The 22251-nt window shown below is 73.5% G+C and carries 16 protein-coding genes; 11 read left to right on the top strand and 5 right to left on the bottom strand.

All coding sequences use genetic code 11. The features are described 5' to 3' along the window. Positions 1-18: 18 nt before the first annotated feature. The 5 genes from ACFYPJ_RS02935 to mmsB all read left to right on the top strand — a co-directional run bounded on the left by ACFYPJ_RS02935 (position 19) and on the right by mmsB (position 6365). Positions 19-1077 (top strand): zinc-binding dehydrogenase, encoded by a 1059-nt coding sequence (locus ACFYPJ_RS02935; protein ID WP_389009408.1) that lies wholly within the window; start codon positions 19-21, stop codon positions 1075-1077. A 158-nt stretch (positions 1078-1235) separates the two neighbouring features. After that, positions 1236-2213 (top strand): hypothetical protein, encoded by a 978-nt coding sequence (locus ACFYPJ_RS02930; RefSeq protein ID WP_389009406.1) that lies wholly within the window; start codon positions 1236-1238, stop codon positions 2211-2213. A gap of 206 nt (positions 2214-2419) precedes the next feature. Continuing rightward, positions 2420-3526, top strand: coding sequence for a multiple monosaccharide ABC transporter substrate-binding protein (gene chvE, locus ACFYPJ_RS02925; RefSeq protein ID WP_389009403.1), 1107 nt, complete (start codon positions 2420-2422; stop codon positions 3524-3526). Between the two features lie 38 nt (positions 3527-3564). Continuing rightward, positions 3565-5124, top strand: a complete 1560-nt coding sequence (gene mmsA, locus ACFYPJ_RS02920; protein WP_389009400.1) for a multiple monosaccharide ABC transporter ATP-binding protein — start codon at positions 3565-3567, stop codon at positions 5122-5124. Then, positions 5121-6365 carry a multiple monosaccharide ABC transporter permease gene (mmsB, locus tag ACFYPJ_RS02915; RefSeq protein WP_389009397.1) on the top strand — a complete coding sequence of 415 codons (1245 nt, stop codon included), beginning with the start codon at positions 5121-5123 and terminating at the stop codon, positions 6363-6365. The genes mmsA and mmsB overlap by 4 nt, the downstream gene beginning before the upstream one ends. A 101-nt stretch (positions 6366-6466) precedes the next feature. Here the strand turns inward: mmsB and ACFYPJ_RS02910 are convergent, their stop codons facing one another. Then, on the bottom strand, positions 6467-6925 hold the full coding sequence (locus ACFYPJ_RS02910; RefSeq protein WP_389009394.1) for an RrF2 family transcriptional regulator: 459 nt from the start codon (positions 6923-6925) through the stop codon (positions 6467-6469). 74 nt (positions 6926-6999) lie between these two features. Here ACFYPJ_RS02910 and ACFYPJ_RS02905 point away from each other — a divergent pair, with 74 nt between their 5' ends. Continuing rightward, a complete protein-coding gene (locus tag ACFYPJ_RS02905; protein WP_389009392.1) occupies positions 7000-9999 on the top strand; it encodes a beta-galactosidase in 3000 nt (999 codons plus the stop codon). A 42-nt stretch (positions 10000-10041) separates the two neighbouring features. On the opposite strand, the gene ACFYPJ_RS02900 is transcribed toward ACFYPJ_RS02905, so the two are convergent. Continuing rightward, the gene (locus ACFYPJ_RS02900; protein ID WP_389009389.1) at positions 10042-10887 is read right to left on the bottom strand and encodes an SMP-30/gluconolactonase/LRE family protein; all 846 of its coding nucleotides are present in this window, start codon (positions 10885-10887) and stop codon (positions 10042-10044) included. Then, positions 10884-11657, bottom strand: coding sequence for an IclR family transcriptional regulator (locus ACFYPJ_RS02895; protein ID WP_389009386.1), 774 nt, complete (start codon positions 11655-11657; stop codon positions 10884-10886). The genes ACFYPJ_RS02900 and ACFYPJ_RS02895 overlap by 4 nt, the downstream gene beginning before the upstream one ends. Positions 11658-11786: 129 nt before the next feature. On the opposite strand from ACFYPJ_RS02895, the gene ACFYPJ_RS02890 reads away from it, so the two are divergent. Beyond that, the gene (locus ACFYPJ_RS02890; protein WP_389010126.1) at positions 11787-12392 is read left to right on the top strand and encodes a hypothetical protein; all 606 of its coding nucleotides are present in this window, start codon (positions 11787-11789) and stop codon (positions 12390-12392) included. Positions 12393-12499: 107 nt separating this feature from the next. Here ACFYPJ_RS02890 and ACFYPJ_RS02885 read toward each other — a convergent pair whose 3' ends face one another. Next, on the bottom strand, positions 12500-13375 hold the full coding sequence (locus ACFYPJ_RS02885; RefSeq protein ID WP_389009383.1) for a RimK family alpha-L-glutamate ligase: 876 nt from the start codon (positions 13373-13375) through the stop codon (positions 12500-12502). Positions 13376-13524: 149 nt separating this feature from the next. Here ACFYPJ_RS02885 and ACFYPJ_RS02880 point away from each other — a divergent pair, with 149 nt between their 5' ends. From ACFYPJ_RS02880 to ACFYPJ_RS02870, 3 genes are all read left to right on the top strand, one after another. Next, a complete protein-coding gene (locus tag ACFYPJ_RS02880) occupies positions 13525-14592 on the top strand; it encodes a MerR family transcriptional regulator (RefSeq protein WP_389009381.1) in 1068 nt (355 codons plus the stop codon). A 315-nt stretch (positions 14593-14907) separates the two neighbouring features. Then, positions 14908-16356 (top strand): acyl-CoA synthetase, encoded by a 1449-nt coding sequence (locus ACFYPJ_RS02875; RefSeq protein ID WP_389009378.1) that lies wholly within the window; start codon positions 14908-14910, stop codon positions 16354-16356. Next, the gene (locus ACFYPJ_RS02870) at positions 16349-17701 is read left to right on the top strand and encodes a carboxyl transferase domain-containing protein (RefSeq protein ID WP_389009375.1); all 1353 of its coding nucleotides are present in this window, start codon (positions 16349-16351) and stop codon (positions 17699-17701) included. Before ACFYPJ_RS02875 ends, ACFYPJ_RS02870 begins: the two co-directional genes overlap by 8 nt. A gap of 72 nt (positions 17702-17773) precedes the next feature. Here the strand turns inward: ACFYPJ_RS02870 and ACFYPJ_RS02865 are convergent, their stop codons facing one another. Further along, positions 17774-21424, bottom strand: a complete 3651-nt coding sequence (locus ACFYPJ_RS02865; protein ID WP_389009372.1) for a S8 family serine peptidase — start codon at positions 21422-21424, stop codon at positions 17774-17776. A 289-nt stretch (positions 21425-21713) separates the two neighbouring features. Between ACFYPJ_RS02865 and ACFYPJ_RS02860 the strand changes: the two genes are divergently transcribed. Beyond that, entirely contained in the window at positions 21714-22088 is a 375-nt protein-coding gene (locus ACFYPJ_RS02860) for a CU044_2847 family protein (protein WP_389009370.1), read from the top strand. The last annotated feature ends 163 nt before the right edge of the window (positions 22089-22251 follow it).

The following is a 22251-nucleotide window of genomic DNA, read 5'->3' as shown; positions in this document are numbered from 1 at the left end:
CGGACCGAAGGGCACGAAGTGAGCGCGCGGGCCGAAGGGCGTCAAGCGGGTGCACCGGCCGAACGGCACGAAGCGAGCGCGCAGGTCGTCGTCGTGGCGCCGGGCGAGCATCGGGTCGAGGAGCACACGCCCCGTGCGCCCGGGCCCGGGGAGGCGCTGGTCGCCGTGCACGCGGTGGGCATCTGCGGCAGCGACCGGGAGCTGTACCAGGGCAGCCGGCCCGAGGGGTACGTCCGTTACCCGCTGACGCCGGGCCACGAGTGGTCCGGGACCGTGCGGGCGGTGGGCGCCGGGGTGCCCGCGGCGCTGACCGGCCGCAAGGTCGTCGGTGAGGGCTTCCGCAACTGCCAGGTGTGCGACCGCTGCCACGCCGGCCAGACCACCCTGTGCACCGCGGGTTACGAGGAGACCGGCTTCACCCGGCCGGGCGCCATGGCGGCCACCCTCACCCTGCCGGCCCGGCTGCTGCACGTCCTGCCGGACGCGGCCGATCTGACCGCGGCGGCACTCCTGGAACCGGCCGCCTGCGTGGCCGCCGCCGTGGTCAAGGGCGGTGCCCGGCCGGGTGAGCGGGTCGCGGTGGTCGGCGCGGGCACGCTCGGGATGTTCGCCGTGCAGTTCCTGCGGGCGGTCTCGCCTGCGGAGCTGCTGGTGGTCGGCACGGGGCGGGAGCGGGAACCGCTGGCCCGGCGGTTCGGCGCCACCGGCTTCCGTACGAAGGACGAGGAACTCCCCGGTGACTTCGACGTCGTCGTGGAGACCGCCGGGTCCGCGTCGGCCGCGCGTACCGCCGCCGCGCTGCTCAGACGCGGCGGGCGCCTGGTCCTGACCGGCATCCCGGCGCCGGGGGCCGACGGTCTCGACCCGACCGACCTGGTGGTGCGGCAGTTGGAGGTGCGGACGGTCTTCGGGGCGCCGCCGGACGCCTGGGCGCACACGGTGCGGATGTTCGGGGCCGGGCTGCTCGACCCGCTGCCGCTGGTCACGCACGAGCTGCCGCTGACCGGGTTCCCGCGCGCCATCGAGCTGGTGGGGGCCGGCGATCCGCACGTCGGCAAGGTGCTGCTCCGTCCCTAGCCCTGCTGCCGGGTCCTGGCGGGAGAGGGACCCGGCCGGCCGCCGGTCCCGGCGCGACCCGGCGGCGCCGGGACCGGCGTACCCGTGGCCCGTCCCCAGGCCCTCCCACACCCTGAGCCGCGAACCACGTCCGATATTTCGAACACTAAGGACAGCTTGTGACCCACGCTTCCGCCACGGCGGCCCGCAGGCCCGGTGAGCACGCGCTCGCCGCGCTCGGCCTGAGCGCGCCCGCCCCCGATCCCGCCGACGCCTCCGTCCACGGCTTCCCGGGCGGCGGTCGCTGGCGCACCGAGATCCCCTCGTGCGAGGGTCCCGAGGCGCTGGCGGTCGTCCTCAAGGAGGCCGCACGGCTGGACGTGCCGATCCACCGCGTCAGCCAGGGCAGCGGCGTGTGGATGCTGACCGACGCCGAGATCACCGAGATGGCCGGGGCCAGCGCCGAACGCGGCATCGAGCTGTGCCTGTTCACCGGCCCGCGCGGCACCTGGGACATCGGCGGCTCGGTGCGTTCCGACTCGCGCGGCGCGGGGCTGCGCGCCCGCGGCCACGACGCGGTCGCCGGCTGTGTCGAGGACGCCGTCCGGGCCACCGAACTGGGCGTCAAGTGCCTGCTGGTCGCCGACGAGGGCGTGCTGTGGACGCTGCACCGGGCGCGCGCCGCCCGGATCATCCCCGCCGACACCACGCTCAAGGTGTCCGCGCTCGTCGGACCGGTGAACCCGGCGTCGTACGCGGTCTTCGAACGGCTGGGTGCCGACTCGGTCAACGTGCCCAGCGACCTGACGCTCGATCACCTCACCGAGATCCGCCGGGTGTCCGCCGCCCCGATGGACATGTACATCGAGGCGCCCGACGACCTCGGCGGCTATGTGCGGATGTACGAGGTCGCCGAGCTGATCCGGCGCGGCGCCCCGCTCTATCTGAAGTTCGGCCTGTCCAGGGCCCCCGGCATCTACCCGGCGGGCGCCCATCTGCGGGACCTGACCCTGGGCACGGCCCGGGAGCGGGTGCGGCGCGGCCGGCTCGCCCTCGACCTGCTCGCCCGGCACGGCGCGGACGGCGGCATGGCGCCGCTCGGTTCCCGGCTGCCGGGGGCCTTGAACCGGTTCCCCGTCGAAGGGGCCGCTGAATGACGCACGGGGGCCGCGGGCCCGCCGGGGCGGGCCGGGGCGGGTCGCGGCGGGTCGCGCCCCCACATTCCCGGCCTCGCACGAACAGACACGTTCCCGGCAGCGCACGAACACACAGGAGGGACCCCCGGTTCACCGCGCCCCTTCGGGGCGCTTCACCGACCTCGCTCGAACCCATCTCACCGAAGAGAAGAACAGGGACGATCACTATGCGTACTCGTAGCAGCGCCCTCGCCGCCGTCGCCGGGGCGGCCTCTCTCGCCCTCGCCCTGTCCGCCTGCGGGCAGAGCGGCGAGGGCGGCAGCAAGGAGGACAAGGGCAGTGCCAAGGGCGGCACCATCGGCATCGCCATGCCCACCAAGTCCTCCGAACGCTGGATCGCCGACGGCGACAACGTCGTCAAGAACCTCAAGGCCAAGGGCTACCGGACCAAGCTGGTCTACGGCGAGGACGACCCCGACCAGCAGGTCTCGCAGATCGAGAACCTGATCACCCAGGGCGTCAAGGGCCTGATCGTCGCGGCCATCGACAACAAGTCGCTGAACAACGTGCTCCAGCAGGCCGCGGACGCCAAGATCCCGGTCATCTCCTACGACCGGCTGATCCTCGGCACGCCGCACGTCGACTACTACGCGTCCTTCGACAACACCAAGGTCGGCGAGCTGCAGGCCGCCTTCATCGTGGACAAGCTCGGTCTGAAGGGCGGCAAGGGCCCGTTCAACATCGAGTTGTTCGCCGGGTCGAACGACGACAACAACACCAAGTACTTCTTCAACGGCGCGATGAGCGTGCTCCAGCCCTACATCGACAGCAAGAAGCTCGTCGTCAGGTCCGGTCAGAACCGGCTCACCCAGGTGACCACGCTGCGCTGGGACGGCACGACCGCGCAGAAGCGCATGGAGGACATCCTCACCTCCGCCTACAAGAGCGGCCGGGTCGACGCGGTGCTCTCCCCGTACGACGGCATCTCCATCGGCGTCATCTCCGCGCTGAAGTCGGACGGTTACGGCTCCGCCGGCAAGCCGCTGCCGGTCATCACCGGTCAGGACGCCGAGCTGGCGTCGGTGAAGTCGATCGTCGCGGGCGAGCAGACCCAGACCGTCTACAAGGACCTCCGAGAGCTCGCCAAGGTCGCCGCGAGCATGGTCGACGACGTACTGAACGGCAAGAAGCCCCAGGTCAACGACGTCAAGACGTACGACAACGGCAGCAAGGTCGTACCCGCCTACCTGCTTCAGCCGGTGAGCGTCGACAAGACCAACTACACGAAGGAACTCATCGACACCGGCTACTACTCGGCGGGCGAGCTCAAGTAGTCCGCACGCCTTCACCCACGGACCGAAAGGGCACGACCATGGCGGGACCCGTCCTGGAAATGCGCTCGATCGTCAAGACCTTCCCCGGCGTCACGGCGCTGTCGGACGTCACGCTGACCGTCCGCCGGGGCGAGGTCCACGCCATCTGCGGTGAGAACGGCGCCGGGAAGTCCACCCTGATGAAGGTGGTCTCCGGCGTCCATCCGCACGGCAGCTACGAGGGCGAGATCCTCTTCGAAGGCGAGGTGTGCGCCTTCAGGGACATCCGGGCCAGCGAGCGGCGCGGCATCGTGATCATCCATCAGGAACTGGCGCTGGTGCCGTTCCTGTCCCTCGCCGAGAACATCTTCCTCGGCAACGAACACGCCTCGCGCGGGTTCGTCGACTGGCGGGAGACCCTGCGGCACGCCACCGAGGTGCTGCGCCGGGTCGGCCTGAGCGACCACCCCGAGACGCGGATCTCCGACATCGGCGTGGGCAAGCAGCAGCTCGTGGAGATCGCCAAGGCGCTCTCCAAGCAGGTGAAGCTGCTCATCCTGGACGAGCCGACGGCGGCGCTGAACGACGAGGACAGCAGCAGGCTCCTCGATCTCATCCTGGAGCTGAAGAACCAGGGGATCACCTCGATCATCATCTCCCACAAGCTGGGCGAGATCCGCCGGGTCGCCGACTCGGTGACGATCCTGCGCGACGGCCGGTCCATCGAGACCCTCGACGTGAAGGCGCCCGAAACCACCGAGGACCGGATCATCTCCGGCATGGTCGGCCGCGACCTCGACCACCGCTTCCCCGACCGCACGCCGTACGCGGGCGCACCGGACGCCGCGCCGGCGCTGGAGATCCGCAACTGGACGGTGCACCACCCGGTCGACCGGCAGCGCAAGGTGGTCGACGACGTGTCGATCCACGTGCGGCGCGGGGAGATCGTCGGCATCGCCGGCCTGATGGGCGCGGGCCGCACCGAACTGGCGATGAGCGTCTTCGGGCGCTCCTACGGCCGGCACACGGGCGGCACGGTCCGCAAGGACGGCGCGGAGATCCGCACCAGGACGGTCGCCGAGGCGGTCCGGCACGGCATCGCCTACGTCACCGAGGACCGCAAGCACTACGGCCTCAACCTCATCGACACCATCAACCGGAACATCTCGCTGACCGCACTGGACAAGGTCGCGCGGCGGGGCATGGTCGACGAACACGAGGAGCGGCAGGTCGCCGAGGGTTTCCGCAGGTCCATGAACATCAAGGCGCCGACCGTCTTCGAACCGGTCGGCAGGCTGTCCGGCGGCAACCAGCAGAAGGTCGTCCTCAGCAAGTGGATCTTCGCGGGCCCGGAGGTACTGATCCTGGACGAGCCCACGCGCGGCATCGACGTGGGCGCCAAGTACGAGATCTACACGGTCGTCGACCGGCTCGCCGCCGAGGGCAAGGCGGTCGTCCTCATCTCGTCCGAGCTGCCCGAACTGCTCGGCATGTGCGACCGCATCTACACCATGGCCGCCGGGCGGCTGACCGGCGAGGTGCCGCGGGCCGAGGCCACGCAGGAAGCGCTGATGCGCCGGATGACGAAGGACACCCAGGACGAAGAGGTGACCCGATGAGCACGGACGTGACCGACAAGCTCCCGGCCCCGGCGCCGCCCGGCAAGGGCGGGGAGTCCACCGCCGGGGGCCTGCTCCGGCTGATACTGAACGGCCTGCGCCGCAACCTGCGCCAGTACGGCATGCTGATCGCGCTCGGCCTGATCGTGGTCCTGTTCCAGGTGTGGACCGGCGGCGACCTGCTGCTGCCGCGCAACGTCTCCAACCTGGTGCTGCAGAACAGCTACATCCTGATCCTGGCCAGCGGCATGATGCTGGTGATCATCGCGGGCCACATCGACCTGTCCGTCGGCTCGCTGACCGCGTTCGTGGGCGCGTTCGCGGCCGTGCTCACCGTGCAGCACGGTGTGGCCTGGCCGCTCGCCCTGGTGCTGTGCCTGCTGGTGGGCGCGGTGGCCGGTTCGGTCCAGGGCTTCCTGATCGCGTATCTCGGCATACCGTCGTTCATCGTGACCCTGGCGGGCATGCTGCTGTTCCGTGGTCTGACGGAGATCTTCCTGCAGGGCCAGACCCTCGGCCCGTTCCCGAACGGACTGCAGAAGCTCGGCAACGGCTTCCTGCCCCCGGTCGGCCCGGACACCAACTACCACAACCTCACCCTGCTGCTGGGCCTCGCGCTGCTGGCCTTCGTGGTCGTCCAGGAGGTCCGGGACCGGGGGCGCCAGCAGGAGTTCTCGCTGGATGTGCTGCCGCGCAACGCGTTCCTGCTGAAGCTGGCCGCGATCGCCGCGGCGATCCTCGCGGTCACCCTGCTGCTCGCCAGCTATAAGGGCGCCCCGATCATCCTGATCGTCCTCGGCGTGCTGGTGGTCGGCTACGGCTACGTGATGCGCAACGCCGTCTTCGGCCGCCACATCTACGCGATCGGCGGCAACCTGCCGGCGGCGAAGCTGTCCGGGGTCAAGGACAGGAAGGTCACCTTCTGCGTCTTCCTGAACATGGGCGTGCTCGCGGCGCTGGCGGGCCTGGTGGTCGCCGCCCGGCTGAACGCGGCCTCGCCGAAGGCGGGCCTGAACTTCGAGCTGGAGGCCATCGCCTCCTCGTTCATCGGCGGCGCGTCCATGAGCGGCGGTGTCGGCACCGTGCTCGGCGCGATCATCGGCGGTCTGGTCCTCGGCGTGCTGAACAACGGCATGAACCTGCTGAGCGTCGGCACCGACTGGCAGCAGGTGATCAAGGGCCTCGCCCTGCTCGCGGCGGTCGGCTTCGACGTGTGGAACAAGCGCAGGTCCGGTTCGTGAGCCGGGCCTGAGCGGTCGTACGGTCCGCGCGGGGGCCGCGGCGGCGGGTCCCGCCGCGGCCGGACCGGCCGGTCACCGAGCCGCGTCACCGGCCGGCCGGGTCATGGGTTCTCCCACGCCGCCGGGTCCGCCGCCAGCCGGCGCACCGGGGCCGGAAGGTCGGCCGCGGCGAGGTCGGCCAGGGTGACGCCCTCCAGGATCTTGCGGACGTTCGCGCGCAGGGCGATCCACAGGGGCAGCAGGGGCTCGGCGGTGCCGGTGTAGGTGAGGCTCGACGGGCGTTCGCCCCGTACCGAGACGATGGGGCCGTCCACGGCCCGCACGACGTCCGCGACGGTGATCTCCGCCGCAGGCCCGGCCAGCCGGTAGCCGCCTCCCCCGCCGCGCCGGCTGGCCACGATCCCGGTGCGGCTCAAGTCGCCGAGGATGCCTTCCAGGAACTTGTGGGGGATGCCCTGTACAGAGGCGATTTCCTCTGCCTTCACCGGGCCGTTACCCTGCCGTGCGGCCAACTCCAGCACCGCCCGTACCGCGTAATCCGCCCGTGCCGAGATCCTCATGGATCCATTGTGGGGCGTACGGCCATGGAGAATGGCCTGACCCGCGCCCCGCAGGATCGCCCGGAAGGAACCCCTTGGCACTCAGCAGACGTACCTTCAGTGCCCTCGCCGGCTCCGCCGCGCTCGGCCTGGCCCTGGGCGGCAGCGGCGGCCCCGGGGCGCTGTCCGCGTACGCGGCGCGCAGTGTGCCGACCGGTCCCGCACCGGCCCCGCCGAGTGCCGACCGGCGCCGGCACAGCATCGGCTACGACCGCTACTCCCTGCTCGTGGACGGCAGGCGGCTGGTGGTCTGGTCCGGCGAGATGCACCCCTTCCGGCTGCCGAGCCCGTCCCTGTGGCGCGACGTCCTGCAGAAGATGCGGGCGCACGGCTTCAACACCGTCAGCGTCTATGTCGCCTGGAACTACCACTCCGCCGCCCCCGGCCACCACGACTTCAGCGGCGTCCGCGATCTGGACCTGTTCCTGCGCACGGCCGCGGAGACCGGCCTGTACGTCATCCTGCGCCCCGGCCCCTACATCAACGCGGAGGTCGACGGCGGCGGCTTCCCTGGCTGGCTCACGGTCACCGAGGGCGTGGCGCGCACCGACGATCCGGTCTACCTGTCGCACGTCGACGCGTGGTTCACGGCGGTGAACCGGATCGCCCGTCGCCACCAGCTCACGGACGGCGGCGGCACGATCCTGCTGTACCAGATCGAGAACGAGTACGACGCCCACGTGGGCGAGCCGACCGGGCGTGCCTACATGTCCCACCTGTACCGCAAGGTCCGGGCGGACGGCATCGACGTACCCCTCTTCCACAACGACAAGGGCCGCGGCGGCGCCTGGGTCCCCGGTTCGTTCGACACCGGCGGGGAGCGGGGCCGCTGGCTGTACGGCTTCGACGGGTACCCGGCGCCGGACCGGACCCCGCCGGACTGGGGGCGCTACGGCACCGGCGGGCCCACCGGGGGTGCCTCCGCGAGTCCGCACACGCCGGGTTTCGTGCCGGAGTTCGGCGGCGGCTGGTTCGACCCGTGGGGCGGGGTCACCTTCGACGGCAAGGGGTACGCCGAGTCCCGGCGGACCCGGGACGAGGCCTACGAGCGCCGCTTCTACCTCACCAACCTGGCCAACGGCCTGACCCTGCACAACGTCTACATGGCCTTCGGCGGCACCTCCTGGGGCTGGCTGCCCGCACCGGCGGTCTACACCTCGTACGACTACGGGGCGGCCATCGACGAGGCCCGCAACGTCACCGGCAAGATCGCCCCGATGCACCAGATCGGCCACCTCCTCGGGCGGGTCCCCGACTTCGCCAAGCTGGACCGGGCGGCGGACGTCACGGCGAAGGGCCTGAAGGTCTACCACCTCACCAACCCGGACACCGAGGCCCATGTGTACGTGGTGCGCAACGACGGGACCGAGGAGGTCACCTCGACCGTGCCGACCGCGGCGGGCGGCCTGGAGGTCACCGTCCCGGCCCGGGACGCCCGGCTGCTGACCACCGGGCTCTCCCTGGGCAGGCGGACCCTGCGGTCGAGCACCGCGCAGCCCGTGTTCCGGCTGAACACCGGGCGGCAGGACATCGCGCTGTTCACCGGTCGCAACGGCGAGATGGCACACCTCGTGCTGGAGTGCCCGAGCGAACCGGTCGTCAACCGGCTCGACCCGGACGGTGGCTGGGCCTACACCCTGGGCGCCCTGCACGTGTCCGTGCCGCTCGGCGTCGGCGGGCTCACCCGGGTGCTGGTCGAGGGCGGCGAGAGCGACACACCGCTGCTGCTCCTGTTCGCCGACGACGCGACGTCCGTACGGATGTGGCCGTACGAGACCCCGTCGGGAACCGTGCTGGTCTACGGCCCCGAACTGCTGCGCGAGGCCGCGCTCGACGGCTCCACGGTGCGCCTGACGGGCGACACGGTCGAGCAGAGCGGCCTGGAGGTGTGGGGGCCGCGCGGCGCGGCCACCGTGGAGTGGAACGGCCGGCCGGTACGCACCCGCGCCACCCGGTCCGGCAGCCTGATGGCCGAGGCACTGCTGCCTGCGGCGCCGGACATCGCGCTGCCCGCGCTGGGCGGTTGGCGGAGCAGGGCGGAGAATCCCGAGGCCGCGCCGGAGTTCGACGACTCGACGTGGCAGGTGGCGGACAAACGGGCCTCGCACAGCACGACGCCGGTGCCCGAGGGGCAGCCGGTGCTGTTCGCGGACGACTACGGCTTCCACTACGGCGACGTCTGGTACCGGGGACACCTCGACGACGTCAACGGGCTGGAGTCCGTGTCCCTCTCCTACAGCACCGGCACCCAGGGCATGCTCATGGCCTGGCTGGACGGTGAGCCGCTGGGCGTGCACCGGATGCCGGTGCCGGACGCCGGCACGGCCCGCAAGGGAACCTGGACGGACACGGCGGTGCTCGACCTGTCCGGACTGTTGAGGCCGCGGGCCGGGCGGCTGCGCAAGAAGCCGGCGGCGCCCGGCGGACACGTGCTGTCCGTGCTGGTGCGGCGCATGCAGCACGACATGGACGGCAAGGCCGAGGACAGCCACAAGGCGGCCCGCGGGCTGACCGCGGCCGTCTTCGAGGGGGCCGCGCCCACGGTACGGTGGCGCGTGCAGGGCGCGCTCGCACCGGATCCGGTGCGCGGGCCGATGAACCACGGTGGGCTGTACGGGGAGCGGGAGGGCTGGCACCTGCCCGGGTTCGCGGACGGCGGCTGGCGGCCGGCCGGTCTGCCGCACACCGGCCGGGGGCAGGGTGTGACCTGGTACCGGACCACGTTCCGGCTGTCGGTCCCCGGCGACCTGGACGCCTCAACCGGGCTGGTCCTGGAGGACGACCCGGCCCGCGCCTACCGCGTACAGATCTTCCTGAACGGCTGGAACCTGGGCCAGTACATCAACGACGTCGGCCCGCAGCACACCTTCGTGCTGCCGGGCGGCATCCTGAACACGCGCGGCACCAATACTCTGGCCCTGGCCGTCCTGTCCGACGGCACCACGGACTTCGGACCGGGCGAGGTACGGCTGACGCTGCTGGGCCGCGCGGCCGGAGGAGTGCCGGTGACCCCGGTGGCCTCACCGGGCCGCTGAGCCCGCGGAGGCCGCCGGGGTCACCGGGCGGCCTCCGCGGCCTCAACCCGCGAACGGCGGCTGTGGAAGGCCCCTGCCCACGCCCGGGACCACCAGCAGTGAGCCGGACAGCGGGTGCGGCCGGTCCAGCCCGGTGCGGGCCGACGTGACGTACAGGTCGGTCAGGTCCGCGCCGCCGAAGGCACAGGCCGTCGGGCGGGCCGTGGGCAGGGGGAGGACGCGGTCCAGCGCGCCGTCGGGCGTGTAACGGCGTACCGCCGCGCCGTCCCACAGGGCCACCCACACGGCGCCGTCGGCGTCGACGGTCAGCCCGTCGGGGAATCCCGCGCCCTCCTCGATCTCCGCCAGCGGACGCCGGCCCCGGACCTGTTCGCCGTCGAAGTCGAAGACGTCGATCCGCCGGGTGGGGGTGTCGACGTAGTACATCAGGCGCCCGTCGGGGCTCCAGCCCGTGCCGTTGCTCACCGCGACGGACGGCAGGACCGTACGGACCGCACCGGCGCCGGTGACCCGGGACAGCGTGCCGCCGCCCGCCGCCCCGTCGTAGCGCATCGTGCCCGCCCACAGCGCGCCGTCGGGCGCCACGGCGGCGTCGTTCCCGCGGCGGCCGGGCACCCGCTCGCGGTGCAGCCAGCGGAAACCGCCGTCCGGGTCCACCAGCCCGATCCCGTCCCGGAGGTTCAGCACCAGCCCGCCGCCCGCGCGCGGTTTCACGGCGCCGACGTGCTGCTCGGTCGTGCGGACCGTACGGCGGTCGGTGGCGGGATCGTAGCCGTGGATCCGCATGCCGAGGATGTCGATCCAGATCAGCCGGCCCGTCGCCGCGTCCCACGTCGGTCCCTCGCCGAGCATCGCCTCGGCCCGCACCGCCACCTCGTACCCCGTCATGCCGCGCTCCGGTGGCCCAGGCGCTCCGAGAGTCCGGCCGCGCCCTCGGCGGCCAGCCGTGCCAGCTCGGCCAGCCGCTCGTCGCTCCAGCGGATCATGGGCACGGAGATGGACAGCGCGGCCACCACCTGGCCGGTGCGGTCGCGGACCGGGGCCGCGACACAGCTGACGTCCGGATTGGACTCGCGGTTCTCCACCGCGATGCCGCGCTCCCTGATCGCCGTCAGTGCCTCGCGCAGCGCGCCGGGATCCGTGATGCTGTCGGGGGTCATGGCGACCAGTTCGGCGCCGTCCGGAATGCGCGCGGCCAGCTCGGGTCCGGGCAGTGAGGCCAGCAGCATCTTGCCGACCGAGGTGCAGTGGGCGGGCAGTCTGCGGCCGGCCGCGGACACCATGCGCACCGCGTGCGTGGAGTCCACCTTGGCGATGTAGATGACGTCCGTGCCGTCGAGGATCGCCACGTGCACGGTCTCGTCGCAGGTCTCGGCGACCGCGCGGGCGACCTGCTGGCCCTCGGCGGCGAGGTCGAGCCGCTCGGCGTAGTGGCTGCCGAGCTGGTAGGGGCGCACGCCGAGCCGGTACTGTCCGGACTGTCCGGGTACGGGCACGATGTACTGGCGGGCGGCGAGCGTGGTGACCAGCTCGTGCACGGTGGTGCGCGGCAGTTGGAGCCTGCGCACGATGTCGGGGGCGGAGAGTGTCCCGTCCCCGTCGAGAAAGAGCTCAAGTATGTCGAGAGCCCGGGTCACGGCGGGTACGAGGCGTCCCATCCTCCGGTCCCCTCCCTTGATCAGCGCCTGCGTTCGTTCGAGATTTCAACAGACGATCGACATGACGAACACAGGCTAGTCATGGCTGAGCAGCCCGGCAACGGGTGTGTACCCGGCCGGTGGGCGACGATGGTGCCCATGCCGTCCTCCGCCAAGCGTCCCACCGCTCCCTTCACCCCGCTCGACTTCCAACTGGTGCTGTTGCGCCGGATGGCCGACCACAACCCCGGTCTGGTCGAGGACGCACGGCACGAGCTGGGCGTGTCGATCGCGGACCTGCGGGAGGCCAACAAGCGCTGGCAGGCGATGGTCCGCTCGCCCAGGCCGCGCCCGGCGGCCGGCCGGTACCGCTCGGTGCTCGGCGCACCGGAGTCGGAGGGCAAGCGGACCATCGGCGACCTGGAGTGCGCGGTGTGGCGGTGGCCGGTCCCGCTCTGGCCCGACCTGCGCTTCGAGGTGCTGGTCGCGGCCACCGGCGCGGTCTGGAACGAGTGGCTGGTCCGCGCGCCGGGCGCTCCCGCGCCGCGCCTCGCCGTCCTCGACGACCTCACCCCCTGGTCGTGCACGGTGGACGAGGCGGCCCGCGCCTTTGCCCCGGCCCGCCCGCTGGAGGGCACGGCGCCCACCCGCTGGGGGCTCGCCTTCGTGGCTCCCGACGCGGGGGGCGTACGGCGCGAGGTCGTCGCCGAGTTCACGTGGGGGTTGTTGCAGAGGGCTGCCGTCTTGGGGGCGTGACGGGGACTGCCGTCGTGGGGGCGTAGGTCGGCTGCGGGTGCGTCGTGGCCGGGCGCGCAGTTCCCCGCGCCCCTGTGGGGCGGCATGTGCGCAACCGTCGGCAATGGTCAGGCGCCGCTCGCCGCCGCGATCAGCGCCCTCGCCACCGTCGGCAGCGATGCCGGGTGCAGGAAGAGGAACAGGTTCGGCTCGACGAGTTCCACTTCCATCACGTGGGGTTTCCCGTCGTCGCCGTCGACGAGGTCCACGCGCGCGTACAGCAGTTCCGGCGTGTTTGGCACGGCGGCCAGCGCGCGGCCTGCGACGGCGAGTTCGGCCGGTGTCGGTGTCCACGGCGCCAGGTCGGGATGGGCCACCTTCTGCGCGTCGTACGCCGTGCCGGGCGACAGGACCGCCCGCTTGCGGCTGGCGTGCAGCAGGCGGCCGCCGAAGAACTGGAGGGCGCGCTCACCGCCGACGTCTATGCCGCGCACGTAGGGCTGCACGATCGCGGTCAGCCCCTCCTCGTGCATCCGGGCCAGCTGCCGCTGGGCCGCCGCGTGCTCGCCGGGCGCGTACCGGGCGGCGTACCGGGCGCCCGCGCCGACGGTCGGCTTCACGACGAACTCGTGGTCGTCGGGGAGCACGGCGGGATCTCCGGGCGCGAGATAGCGGGTCGGCACGACGGGCACCCCGGCCGCCGCGAGGTCCCCCAGGTACCGCTTGTCGCTGTTCCAGCGCACGACGGCGGCCGGATTGGCCAGCCGGGTCGCCCGCCCGGTCCGCTCCGCCCACGCGACGAACTCCGCGGTCCGCCAGCTGTAGTCCCAGGTGGAGCGGATGACGGCGAGGTCGAAGCCGCTCCAGTCGACGCCGGGGTCGTCCCAGTGCACGGCGGCGGCCTCCGCCCCGGCGTCCGTCAGCGCCCGTACCAGGAGGGGCAGGTCGCGGTCCCGGTGCGGCTCGGTCCCCGGGTCGTAGGTGGCAAGTGCGATGCGGGGCACGGCGGACTCCCTCGGCGTAGGGGCTGCTGACGCACCGCAGGCTAACCGCCGCGAGTGCAACCACGGCAACGGGTTTGACCTTCCCCCTCGGTGAAGGCACAGCATCGATGGCGGGACGACGAGGAGCGCGTACCCGGGAGGGGCGAGGCATGGAGATGCTGACGATCGGCGCCTTCGCGAAGGCCAGCCGGCTCTCGCCGAAGGCACTGCGCCTGTACGACGAACTGGCGCTGCTGCGCCCCGCGCGGGTCGATCCGCACACCGGATACCGGTACTACGCCGTCGGGCAGCTGGAACAGGCACGGCTGGTGGCGTGGCTGCGTCGGCTGGGCATGCCGCTCGCCGGTATTCGCGAGGTCTGCGCGCTGGAACCGGCCGCCGCCGCCCGGGAGATCCGCGCCCACTGGGCGCGGGTGGAGGCGCAGACGGCCGTACGGCGGGACCTCGCCGCGTTCCTCGTCGACCACCTGACCGCAGAGTCGAGGAAGGACACCATCATGCTGGAACTGCGATATTCCGCCCATTCCGACATCGGGCTGGTGCGGCCCGCCAACCAGGACACGGCGTACGCGGGCGCCCGGCTGCTCGCCGTGGCCGACGGGTGCGGGCCCGCCGGGGCGCGCGCGAGCAGCGCCGCCGTGGAGGCGCTGAAGTTCCTGGAGCGCACGGAGTTGCCCGCGGGCAGCGTCCTGAACCTGCTGGAGGACGCCGTCCGGGGGGCGCGCGAGGCGGTCCAGGACGTGGCCGCCGAGGCGCCGGAGGCCGGTACCACGCTGACCGCGCTGCTGCTGACGGGTTCGCGGCTGGCCCTGGTGCACATCGGGGACACGCGTGCCTATCTGCTGCGCGACGGCGGCCTGTTCCGGATCACCCACGACCACACCGTGGTCCAGTCGATGATCGACGAGGGCCGGCTGACCCCCGAGGAGGCCACCGCCCACCCGCAGCGCGCCCTGCTCCTGAAGGCGCTCGGTGCCGGTGAGCCGAGTGCGGACCCGGACCTGAAGCTGCACGACGCGCTGCCCGGGGACCGGTACCTGCTGTGCTCCGACGGCCTGACCGCGGTCGTACCCGACGACCGGATCGCGCACCTGCTGGCCGCGGCACCCGCCCCGGACGCGGCGGTCCACGCCCTGATCGGCGAGGCGAACGCCACGGGCGGCCCGGACAACGTCAGCTGCGTCGTCGCCGACGTGGTGGGGACGGGGGCGGCCTGATCCTGCGCCGGTGCGTCGGCGAACCGGGCGAGCGGCGGCCCGGGCGAGCGGGCTCCCCGCCGAACGGGCCGACCCGGCGGCCGAGCGACCAGGTCCGGCCGCCGAGCGACCAGGTACACCGCCTGCCGCCCGCTGCCCGCCGCTCGCCGGGCAGCCGGGCAGCCGGGCAGCCGGGCAGCCTCCCTCCGAGTCCGCCGATCCGACCGGATCCCGCGCCGTCGCCCCGCTGCCGTCGGCCCGATCCTCTACCGTCAGGAGAACAGGTGGGTCCGGAGCGCTGAGCCGGTGCTCCCCGACTGCTAAGGAGTGCGTCTCGTGTCCTCCCTCTTTCCGGCCCTGGCGGACGGTCCCGGCGCCCGGGTCGCCCTGCGGTTCGGCGCGCGAGCGCTGACGTACGCCGAGTTGGGGGCCGCCGCGGGCGCCGTGGCCGCCAAGGTCCGCGGCGCGGGCCGGGTGGCCGTGTGGGCGACCCCGGAGCTGGAGACGGCCGTCGCGGTGCCGGGCGCCCTGCTCGCCGGCGTGGCCGCCGTACCGCTGAACCCGAAGTCCGGGGAGCGGGAACTCGCCCACATCCTCTCCGACAGCTCCCCCTCCCTGGTGCTGGCCGCGCCCGGCGCCCGGCTCCCGGCGGCCCTGGACGGCCTGACCCGGATCGACGTGGACGCGCACGGCGGCGGCGACGTCCCCGAGGACCGCACCGCGGCGGGCGACCCCGCGCTGATCGTCTACACCTCCGGCACCACCGGCCCGCCCAAGGGCGCGGTACTGCCCCGCCGCGCGCTCGCCACGACCCTGGACGCACTGGCCGACGCCTGGCAGTGGACCGCGGACGACGTGCTGGTGCACGGGCTGCCCCTGTTCCATGTGCACGGGCTCGTACTCGGCGTCCTCGGCCCGCTGCGCCGCGGCGGCTCGGTGCGGCACCTGGGGCGGTTCAGCACCGAGGGCGTGGCCCGGGAGCTGAACGACGGCGCGACCATGCTGTTCGGCGTGCCGACCATGTACCACCGCATCGCCGAGGCGCTGCCCGAGGATCCCGGTCTTGCCAAGGCGCTGGGCCGCGCCCGGCTGCTGGTCTCCGGCTCGGCCGCGCTGCCGGTGCACGACCACGAGCGGATCGCGGCCGCGACCGGGCGCCGGGTCGTCGAGCGGTACGGGATGACCGAGACCCTGATGAACACCAGCGTGCGGGCCGACGGTGAAGCCCGCGCGGGCACGGTCGGGGTGCCACTGCCGGGTGTGGAACTGCGGCTGGCGGAGGAGGACGGCACCGTCCTGGCGGCGTACGACGGGGAGACCGTCGGCGAGATCCAGGTGCGCGGCCCGAACCTGTTCACCGAGTACCTGAACCGGCCGGACGCGACGGCCGCCGCCTTCACCGCCGACGGCTGGTTCCGCACCGGCGACATGGCGGTGCGGGAGGCGGACGGCTACGTCCGGATCGTGGGGCGCAAGGCCACCGACCTGATCAAGAGCGGCGGTTACAAGATCGGGGCGGGCGAGATCGAGAACGCGCTGCTGGAGCACCCGGGGGTGCGGGAGGCGGCGGTCACCGGGGAACCGGACGCGGACCTGGGCGAGCGGATCGTGGCCTGGATCGTCCCGGCAGACGCGCAGTCGCCGCCCGCCGCCGAGGAGTTGGCCGACCACGTGGCCGCCCGGCTGGCCCCGCACAAACGGCCGCGCGTGGTCCACTACCTCGACGCGCTGCCCCGCAACGACATGGGCAAGATCATGAAGCGGGCGCTGCCGGCCGATGTCTGAGCGGCCGTCGGCGCGGGAGGTCCTGGCCCTGGTCACGGACGAGGGCACCTTCCGCGAGCTGCCCGGCGGCACCCGGCACGCGCCGGTCGACGGACCGCTCGGCTGGCCCGGCTACGACGCCTCGCGCGCCCGGGCCGCCGCACGCACCGGCGAGCAGGAGTCCGTCGTCTGCGGCACGGCGAGCGTCGGGGGCACCCGGGCCGTGCTGATCGCGTCCGAGTTCGGCTTCCTCGGCGGCTCCCTGGGCGAGGGCACCGGTGACCGCCTGGAGGCGGCGTACCGGCACGCCCGTGCGCACCAGCTGCCGGTCGTCCCGCTGGTCGCCACCGGCGGCAGCCGGATGCAGGAGGGCATGCTCGCGCTGGCCCAGCTCCAGCGGGTGGCCCGGGAGTCCGTGCTCACCCGGGCGGCCGGTCTGCCGCACATAGCGGTCCTGCGGGACCCGACGACCGGCGGCGGCTGGGCCACCCTGGGCGCCGGGGCCGACGTGGTCCTCGCGCTGCCGGGCGCCCAGGTGGGCTTCGCGGGTTCCCGGGTCCGGCCGCCGGACGCGGATCCGTCGGCGTACACGGCCGAGGCGCAGGTGGCGGCGGGTTCGGCGGACGCGGTGGTACGGCCCGAGGAACTGCGGCAGACGCTGGGGCGCTGGCTGCGGCTGCTCACCACGCCCGCTCCGCAGGCCCCCGCACCCCACGCCCTGGGCGGCTCCGGCCTCCCGGCGACCGGGTGGGCGGCGGTCGGCCGCGCCCGCGCCCCCGGCCGCCCCCGCGCCCGTGCCTACCTGGACGCGTACTTCACCCACCGGGTCGCTCTCGGCGGCGACCGCGCGGGCGGTACGGATCCCGAGGGCATGCTGTGCGGGTTCGGCGAGCGGGGCGGCCGCGGCGTGGCGTACGCGGCGCAGACGGGGGTGGCGACCCGGCCCGCCGGGTACCGCACCGCGGCCCGGCTGATCCGGCTCGCGGACCGGCTCGGCATACCGGTGCTGACGCTGGTGGACACCCCGGGCGCGGCGAATGACGCGGAGGCGGAGCGGCAGGGGGCAGGGGCCGCGATAGCCGAGGTGTTCGAGGCGGTGGCCGCCGCCCGGGTGCCGGTCACCACGCTGGTCATCGGCGAGGGCGGCTCCGGCGGGGCGCTCGCGCTGGCCGCGCCCGGCAACACCTGGGCCACGCCGGACAGTTTCTTCTCGGTGATCGCCCCCGAACTCGCCGCGGCGATACTCAAACGCCCGCCGGAGGAGGCCGAGGCGACCGCGGACCAGTTGCGCGTCCGGCCGCAGGACCTGGTGGAGCTGGGGGTGGTCCGCGGCATCGTGACCGCCGCGGACCACCCCGGGCCCTGAGCTACCTCACGCCCACACCCATGCCCGGATGACCTCGGCATCGTGACCGCCGCGGACCACCCAGGCCCTGAGCTACTTCACGGCCACCGCCCGGATGATTTCCTGGGTCACCGTTCCGCCCTTGTCGTCGCGGGCCGAGGCACGCAGGGAGACGTGGGCGGTGTCGCGGGGCACGGACAGGGTCCCGTGCCAGGCGGCCCCCGGGTCGGCGGTGAGCGCGACCGGCCGCCAGGTCGTGCCGTCGTCGTACGACACGTCCAGCGTGCCGCCGCCGAGCCTGCCGGTGCCGGCCGCGCCCGCCACGTACGCGGCGCCCAGCCGCACCGGCACCCGGCCGTCGGCCACCCGGCCCGCGAGATCCGTGCCGACGTCGAAGGAGAGGTTGATCAGCGGGAGGCCGGTCCAGCGGTCCTCGGGGGTGGCGGCCGATCTGAAGGTCCACTCGGCGTGGCCCCGGGTGGCCCGCCCCCAGCGCCCGGCGTCCAGGGCGGTGTCGGTGACGACCTTGTACGTGTGCTCGTCGGCGGGCGCGTCCCACACGTAGGCGGCGGAGCCCTGCCGCCGGTCCACCTGGGCGCCGTCCAGGTACACCGCGGTGTCCTGGGTCATTCCGGAGTCGCCGCTCCACACGTCGCCGAAGCCGGTGTGGTCGGGTCCGGAGTCGCCCCACCCGGGGGTGTTGAACTGGAGTTGGCTGCCGGACCGCTGCTGTCCGAAGCCGAGCCCGGTGCCCAGCCACGGGTGCCACACCGGGCGGAACCAGTTGAGCGTGGTCCGGGACCCGCCCGGGTAGCGGACCAGTCCGCTGCGTTCCTCCAGCGCGCCGCCGGCGGCGGTCACCGATTCGTGCCACTGCTGCCCCGGACCGGTGGAGACGTGGTCGGTCCGCGTGGCCGGCAGGTCGACGCGCTCCTGGAAGCCGAGGCCGACGGGGAAGGCGTCGGTGATCGAGTACCGGAACTCGCCGCCGTCGCGGGGCTGGACGGCGTGGAACTTCACGTCCAGCGTGGCGAGCCCGCGTCCGGACGGCGCGTAGGTGAGGTCCCGGTCCGGTACGGCGCCCCGGTGGCCCTCCGAAAGATCGTACACGTAGGGAGAGTTGCGGGTGCCGGTCATGTCGACGCGGCCGGCCGCGCGCAGCTTCGCGGCGTCCGCGGCGTTCACCGTGGCGATCTGCAGCGGCCGGTCGGCGTTGTCGTCCGTGCCCCACCACGCCATGAGCCGTCCGGGCGCGTCGTCGGCGACGAACAGCGCCTTGGCACCCGCGTCCTGCGCGGCCCGGGCGAGCGCGGCCGGGTCGGCGCCGTCGGCGAACCGGGCGAGCACGGCCTTGCCCGCCACCCCGCTGTCCGCGGTGACCGGACCGTCGCCGACGTCCACCAGCGGCAGCCTGCTGCGGCCCTCGATCAGGGTGCCGCCCGGCTGGACGGTGGCCTCCCCGAGCCCCGTGACGTCGAGCGACGGCCGGGCCAGCCGCCACACCGTCCGGTACTCGAAGCTTCCCCGGGTGACCGGGGTGGTGGGCGCGGCGAAGACGCTGTCGTACGTCAGCGGCACCTGGACCGCGCCGAACAGGTCGGCGCCGTTCGCCCGCCGGTCGTACTCCATGATCAGCTGGCGGGTCTCGGTGCGGTCGGGGACCTCGGCCCGCAGTTGGCGCAGCGTCCGCCCGTCCAGGGTGACGTCCTGGTCCCGGTCCAGGGTGATCTCGGGTGCGGCGAGGAAGCCGAGGCCGAGCGAGTCGGCGCCGTGGCTGCCGCGCACGTCCAGGAAGGAGGTCAGGGCGTACGTGCCCGGCTGGAGCCGCAGCTCCAGGGTGCCCGAGGCGCCGACCCGGGCCGGTACGGCGTCGGTGCCCTCGGCGAGCCGCTGCACGGTGAGGTCGGCGCCGGCGGGCAGGCCGTCCCGGTCCTTGACGTGCACGGTGAGCGTGTACCGCTCGTCCTCCTTGACCAGCCCGAACGCGGTGTGCGCGACGGTGTCGCCGGCGGCGTCGACGGCCACGATCTGCCCGCTGGTGGTGCCGGCCCCCGCGCCCGCGCCGTCGCCGGTCACGGTGGTGGACGCGGTGCCGTGGGCGGGAACGGTGAGTGTGGTGTCGGCGAGGGAGACGACACCGTCCGGGGCCCCGTGCACGGAAAGCTTCAACTCTGCTTCGCGGTCCGAGGAGTTGGTGTAGGTGACCGTCCTGGTGACGGGTTCGTTCGCCGGGTAGGGCCAGCGGTAGAAGCCGAGGTCGGCACTGCCGGTGGCGGTCACCCCGGCCGCCACCGCGTCGGGCACGCTCACCCGGCCCGCGCCCAGTACATAGGCGGACGCGTCGAGCTGCCGGGACGTGGACATCAGCGCGTCCTTCAACTGCGCGCCGCTCCAGTCGGCGTGCTCCTGGGCGAGCAGCGCGGCCACCCCGGTGACGTGCGGGACCGCCATCGACGTACCGCTCATGGAGGTGTAGTAGCCGCTGCCGGTGACGAGCCCGGAGCGGGCGGCGAGGATGTCGACGCCGGGCGCCGCGAGGTCGGGCTTGAGGGCGTTGTCGCCGTAGCGGGGTCCGGCGCTGGTGAAGTAGGCGGCCTGGTCGGCGGAGTCGACCGCGCCGACGGTCAGGGCCGCGTCGGCGGCGCCGGGCGAGCCGATGGACGAGGGCGCCCCGCTGTTGCCGGCCGCGACGACGAACAGCGCGCCCGTCTCCTTCGACAGGGTGTCGACGGCCTGGGCCATCGGGTCGGTGCCGTCGCTGGGGTCGGTGGAGCCGAGGCTCATCGAGACGATCCTCGCGTGCACGTCCCGGGCGGCCCACTCCATGCCGGCGATGATCTGGGACTCGCTGCCCGAGCCCTGGTCGTCGAGCACCTTGCCGACCGCGAGGCCGGCGCCCGGGGCGACGCCCTTCTCCCGGCCGTCCGAGGCGGCCCCGCTGCCGCCGACGGTGGAGGTGACGTGGGTGCCGTGGCCGTTGCGGTCGGCGACCTCCTCCCCCTCGACGAAGCTCTTGCTGGTGGTGACCCGGTCCTTGAGGTCGGGGTGGTCCGGGTCGACTCCGGTGTCGAGGACGGCGACGGTGACGCCCTTGCCGGTCAGCCCGGTGTCCCAGGCCGCCGACGTGCCGATCTGGGCGTTGCTCTCGGCGAGGTCGGCGGTGACGCGCCCGTCCAGCCAGACCTTGTCGATCCCGCCCTGCGCGGTGAACGCCCGCCAGAAGGTCCGTCCCCTGTCGGCCCGGACGGCGGCGCCGCGCAGGCTCGGCAGGTTCCGGGTCCGTTCGGCGCCGTGGGGCGTGGCGAGCCGCGCGCCCTCGTCGAAGGTGACGATCAGCGGCAGCGCGTCGGTACGGGAGTCGGTGAACCCCTGCCGGATCAGCTCGCTGACGTCGAACAGCCGCCGGTCCAGGGCGCCGGCCCGCAGATAGGGCTCGGCCTCGTCCGGTACGACGCTGATGTCGCCGTCGCCCGTCCGGGTCCGCACCGCCCCGGTGGCCCCCGCCGGCCGCTGAACGGTCACCGTCTTCTTCCCCCGGCCGAGGTCGGTGACGGTCACCCGGTCGCCGGTGACGAGGGTGACGGTGCTCGCGGCGGTGCCGGCGTGCGGAGCCGTGGCGGCGTCCGGGGCACGCGGGCCCCCGTCGGCGGCCTGCCGCGCGCCCGCCGGGACCGTCGCCGACAGGGCGATCACGAGCCCGGCGGACAGCAGGGTGGCACCGCGTCTGACTGGTCCTGTGGTCATCCACGCCTCTTCTCGTTCGCGTGCGTCGAGTCGTATGTGCGCTACGGGTGTCGTACGTGCGTGACGAGTGCTGCGAAGAGTCTCACGGGGCTTGTGTCACAGGGGTATTGCCGGGTGCCGACGGAAATCTGCCTTGGCAGGTTCCCGCCAACGGAGGCGCCGGGCTGGGCGAACCGGTGACGCCCTCTGCCACCGTCCACGACAATGAAGCCCACACGGGGAAACCGACCCGGAGGATCAGGTGCGGGGGAACCGGTACCGGACGAGGACCCGGGGGGACGGGGGCGGCATGGCCAGACTGGTGGAGTTCGAGACCGCGGACGGTGCGGTGGTCGTCGTGGAGACCAACGACGCCGGCCCGCCCGGGACCCGGCTCGTGGCCCGCGGTGACGGCCCCGCGGCCACCACCGCCCGCAGCTTCGAGCAGGCCCTGACCGGCGTGCGCGCCGCGGCCCAGTCCGCGCTGCGGATCTTCCGGGACGGCGCGCTGCGGCCCGACTCCGTGGAGCTGGAGTTCGGGGTGAAACTCACCACGGAGGCCCACGCGGTCATCGCCAAGGGAACCGCGGAGGGGCAGTTGGTCGTCCGCCTGAACTGGTCGGCCGACCGGACGCCGCCCACCACACCGGCGCAGGAACCGGCGCCTGGCCGGACAGCCCCGTAGCCGACGCACGGCCGGACAGCCCCGTAGCCGACGCACGGCCGGACCGGCCAGTGGCCGGGGCGCCCGGCGGACAGGCCCGCAGCCGGTACCCGCCACGACGTGCCGCAAGCAGCCGCCCCGACGGCAGCCGCGAGGCCCGGTTCACCGAACACCTGCTGACCAC

The organism is Streptomyces sp. NPDC006012 (assembly GCF_042871185.1).
Lineage (GTDB): Bacteria > Actinomycetota > Actinomycetes > Streptomycetales > Streptomycetaceae > Streptomyces.
The sequence above is the reverse complement of the archived record's forward strand: the minus strand, read 5'-3'. Positions and strand labels throughout refer to the sequence as shown.

Excerpts from the sequence above, each read along its gene's own strand:
- chvE (WP_389009403.1), top strand. The coding sequence starts at position 2,420 with ATGCGTACTCGTAGCAGCGCCCTCGCCGCCGTCGCCGGGGCGGCCTCT.
- mmsA (WP_389009400.1), top strand. The coding sequence starts at position 3,565 with ATGGCGGGACCCGTCCTGGAAATGCGCTCGATCGTCAAGACCTTCCCC.
- mmsB (WP_389009397.1), top strand. The coding sequence starts at position 5,121 with ATGAGCACGGACGTGACCGACAAGCTCCCGGCCCCGGCGCCGCCCGGC.
- ACFYPJ_RS02910 (WP_389009394.1), bottom strand. The coding sequence starts at position 6,925 with ATGAGGATCTCGGCACGGGCGGATTACGCGGTACGGGCGGTGCTGGAG.
- ACFYPJ_RS02900 (WP_389009389.1), bottom strand. The coding sequence starts at position 10,887 with ATGACGGGGTACGAGGTGGCGGTGCGGGCCGAGGCGATGCTCGGCGAG.
- ACFYPJ_RS02895 (WP_389009386.1), bottom strand. The coding sequence starts at position 11,657 with ATGGGACGCCTCGTACCCGCCGTGACCCGGGCTCTCGACATACTTGAG.
- ACFYPJ_RS02890 (WP_389010126.1), top strand. The coding sequence starts at position 11,787 with ATGGTGCCCATGCCGTCCTCCGCCAAGCGTCCCACCGCTCCCTTCACC.
- ACFYPJ_RS02880 (WP_389009381.1), top strand. The coding sequence starts at position 13,525 with ATGGAGATGCTGACGATCGGCGCCTTCGCGAAGGCCAGCCGGCTCTCG.
- ACFYPJ_RS02870 (WP_389009375.1), top strand. The coding sequence starts at position 16,349 with ATGTCTGAGCGGCCGTCGGCGCGGGAGGTCCTGGCCCTGGTCACGGAC.
- ACFYPJ_RS02865 (WP_389009372.1), bottom strand. The coding sequence starts at position 21,424 with ATGACCACAGGACCAGTCAGACGCGGTGCCACCCTGCTGTCCGCCGGG.
- ACFYPJ_RS02860 (WP_389009370.1), top strand. The coding sequence starts at position 21,714 with ATGGCCAGACTGGTGGAGTTCGAGACCGCGGACGGTGCGGTGGTCGTC.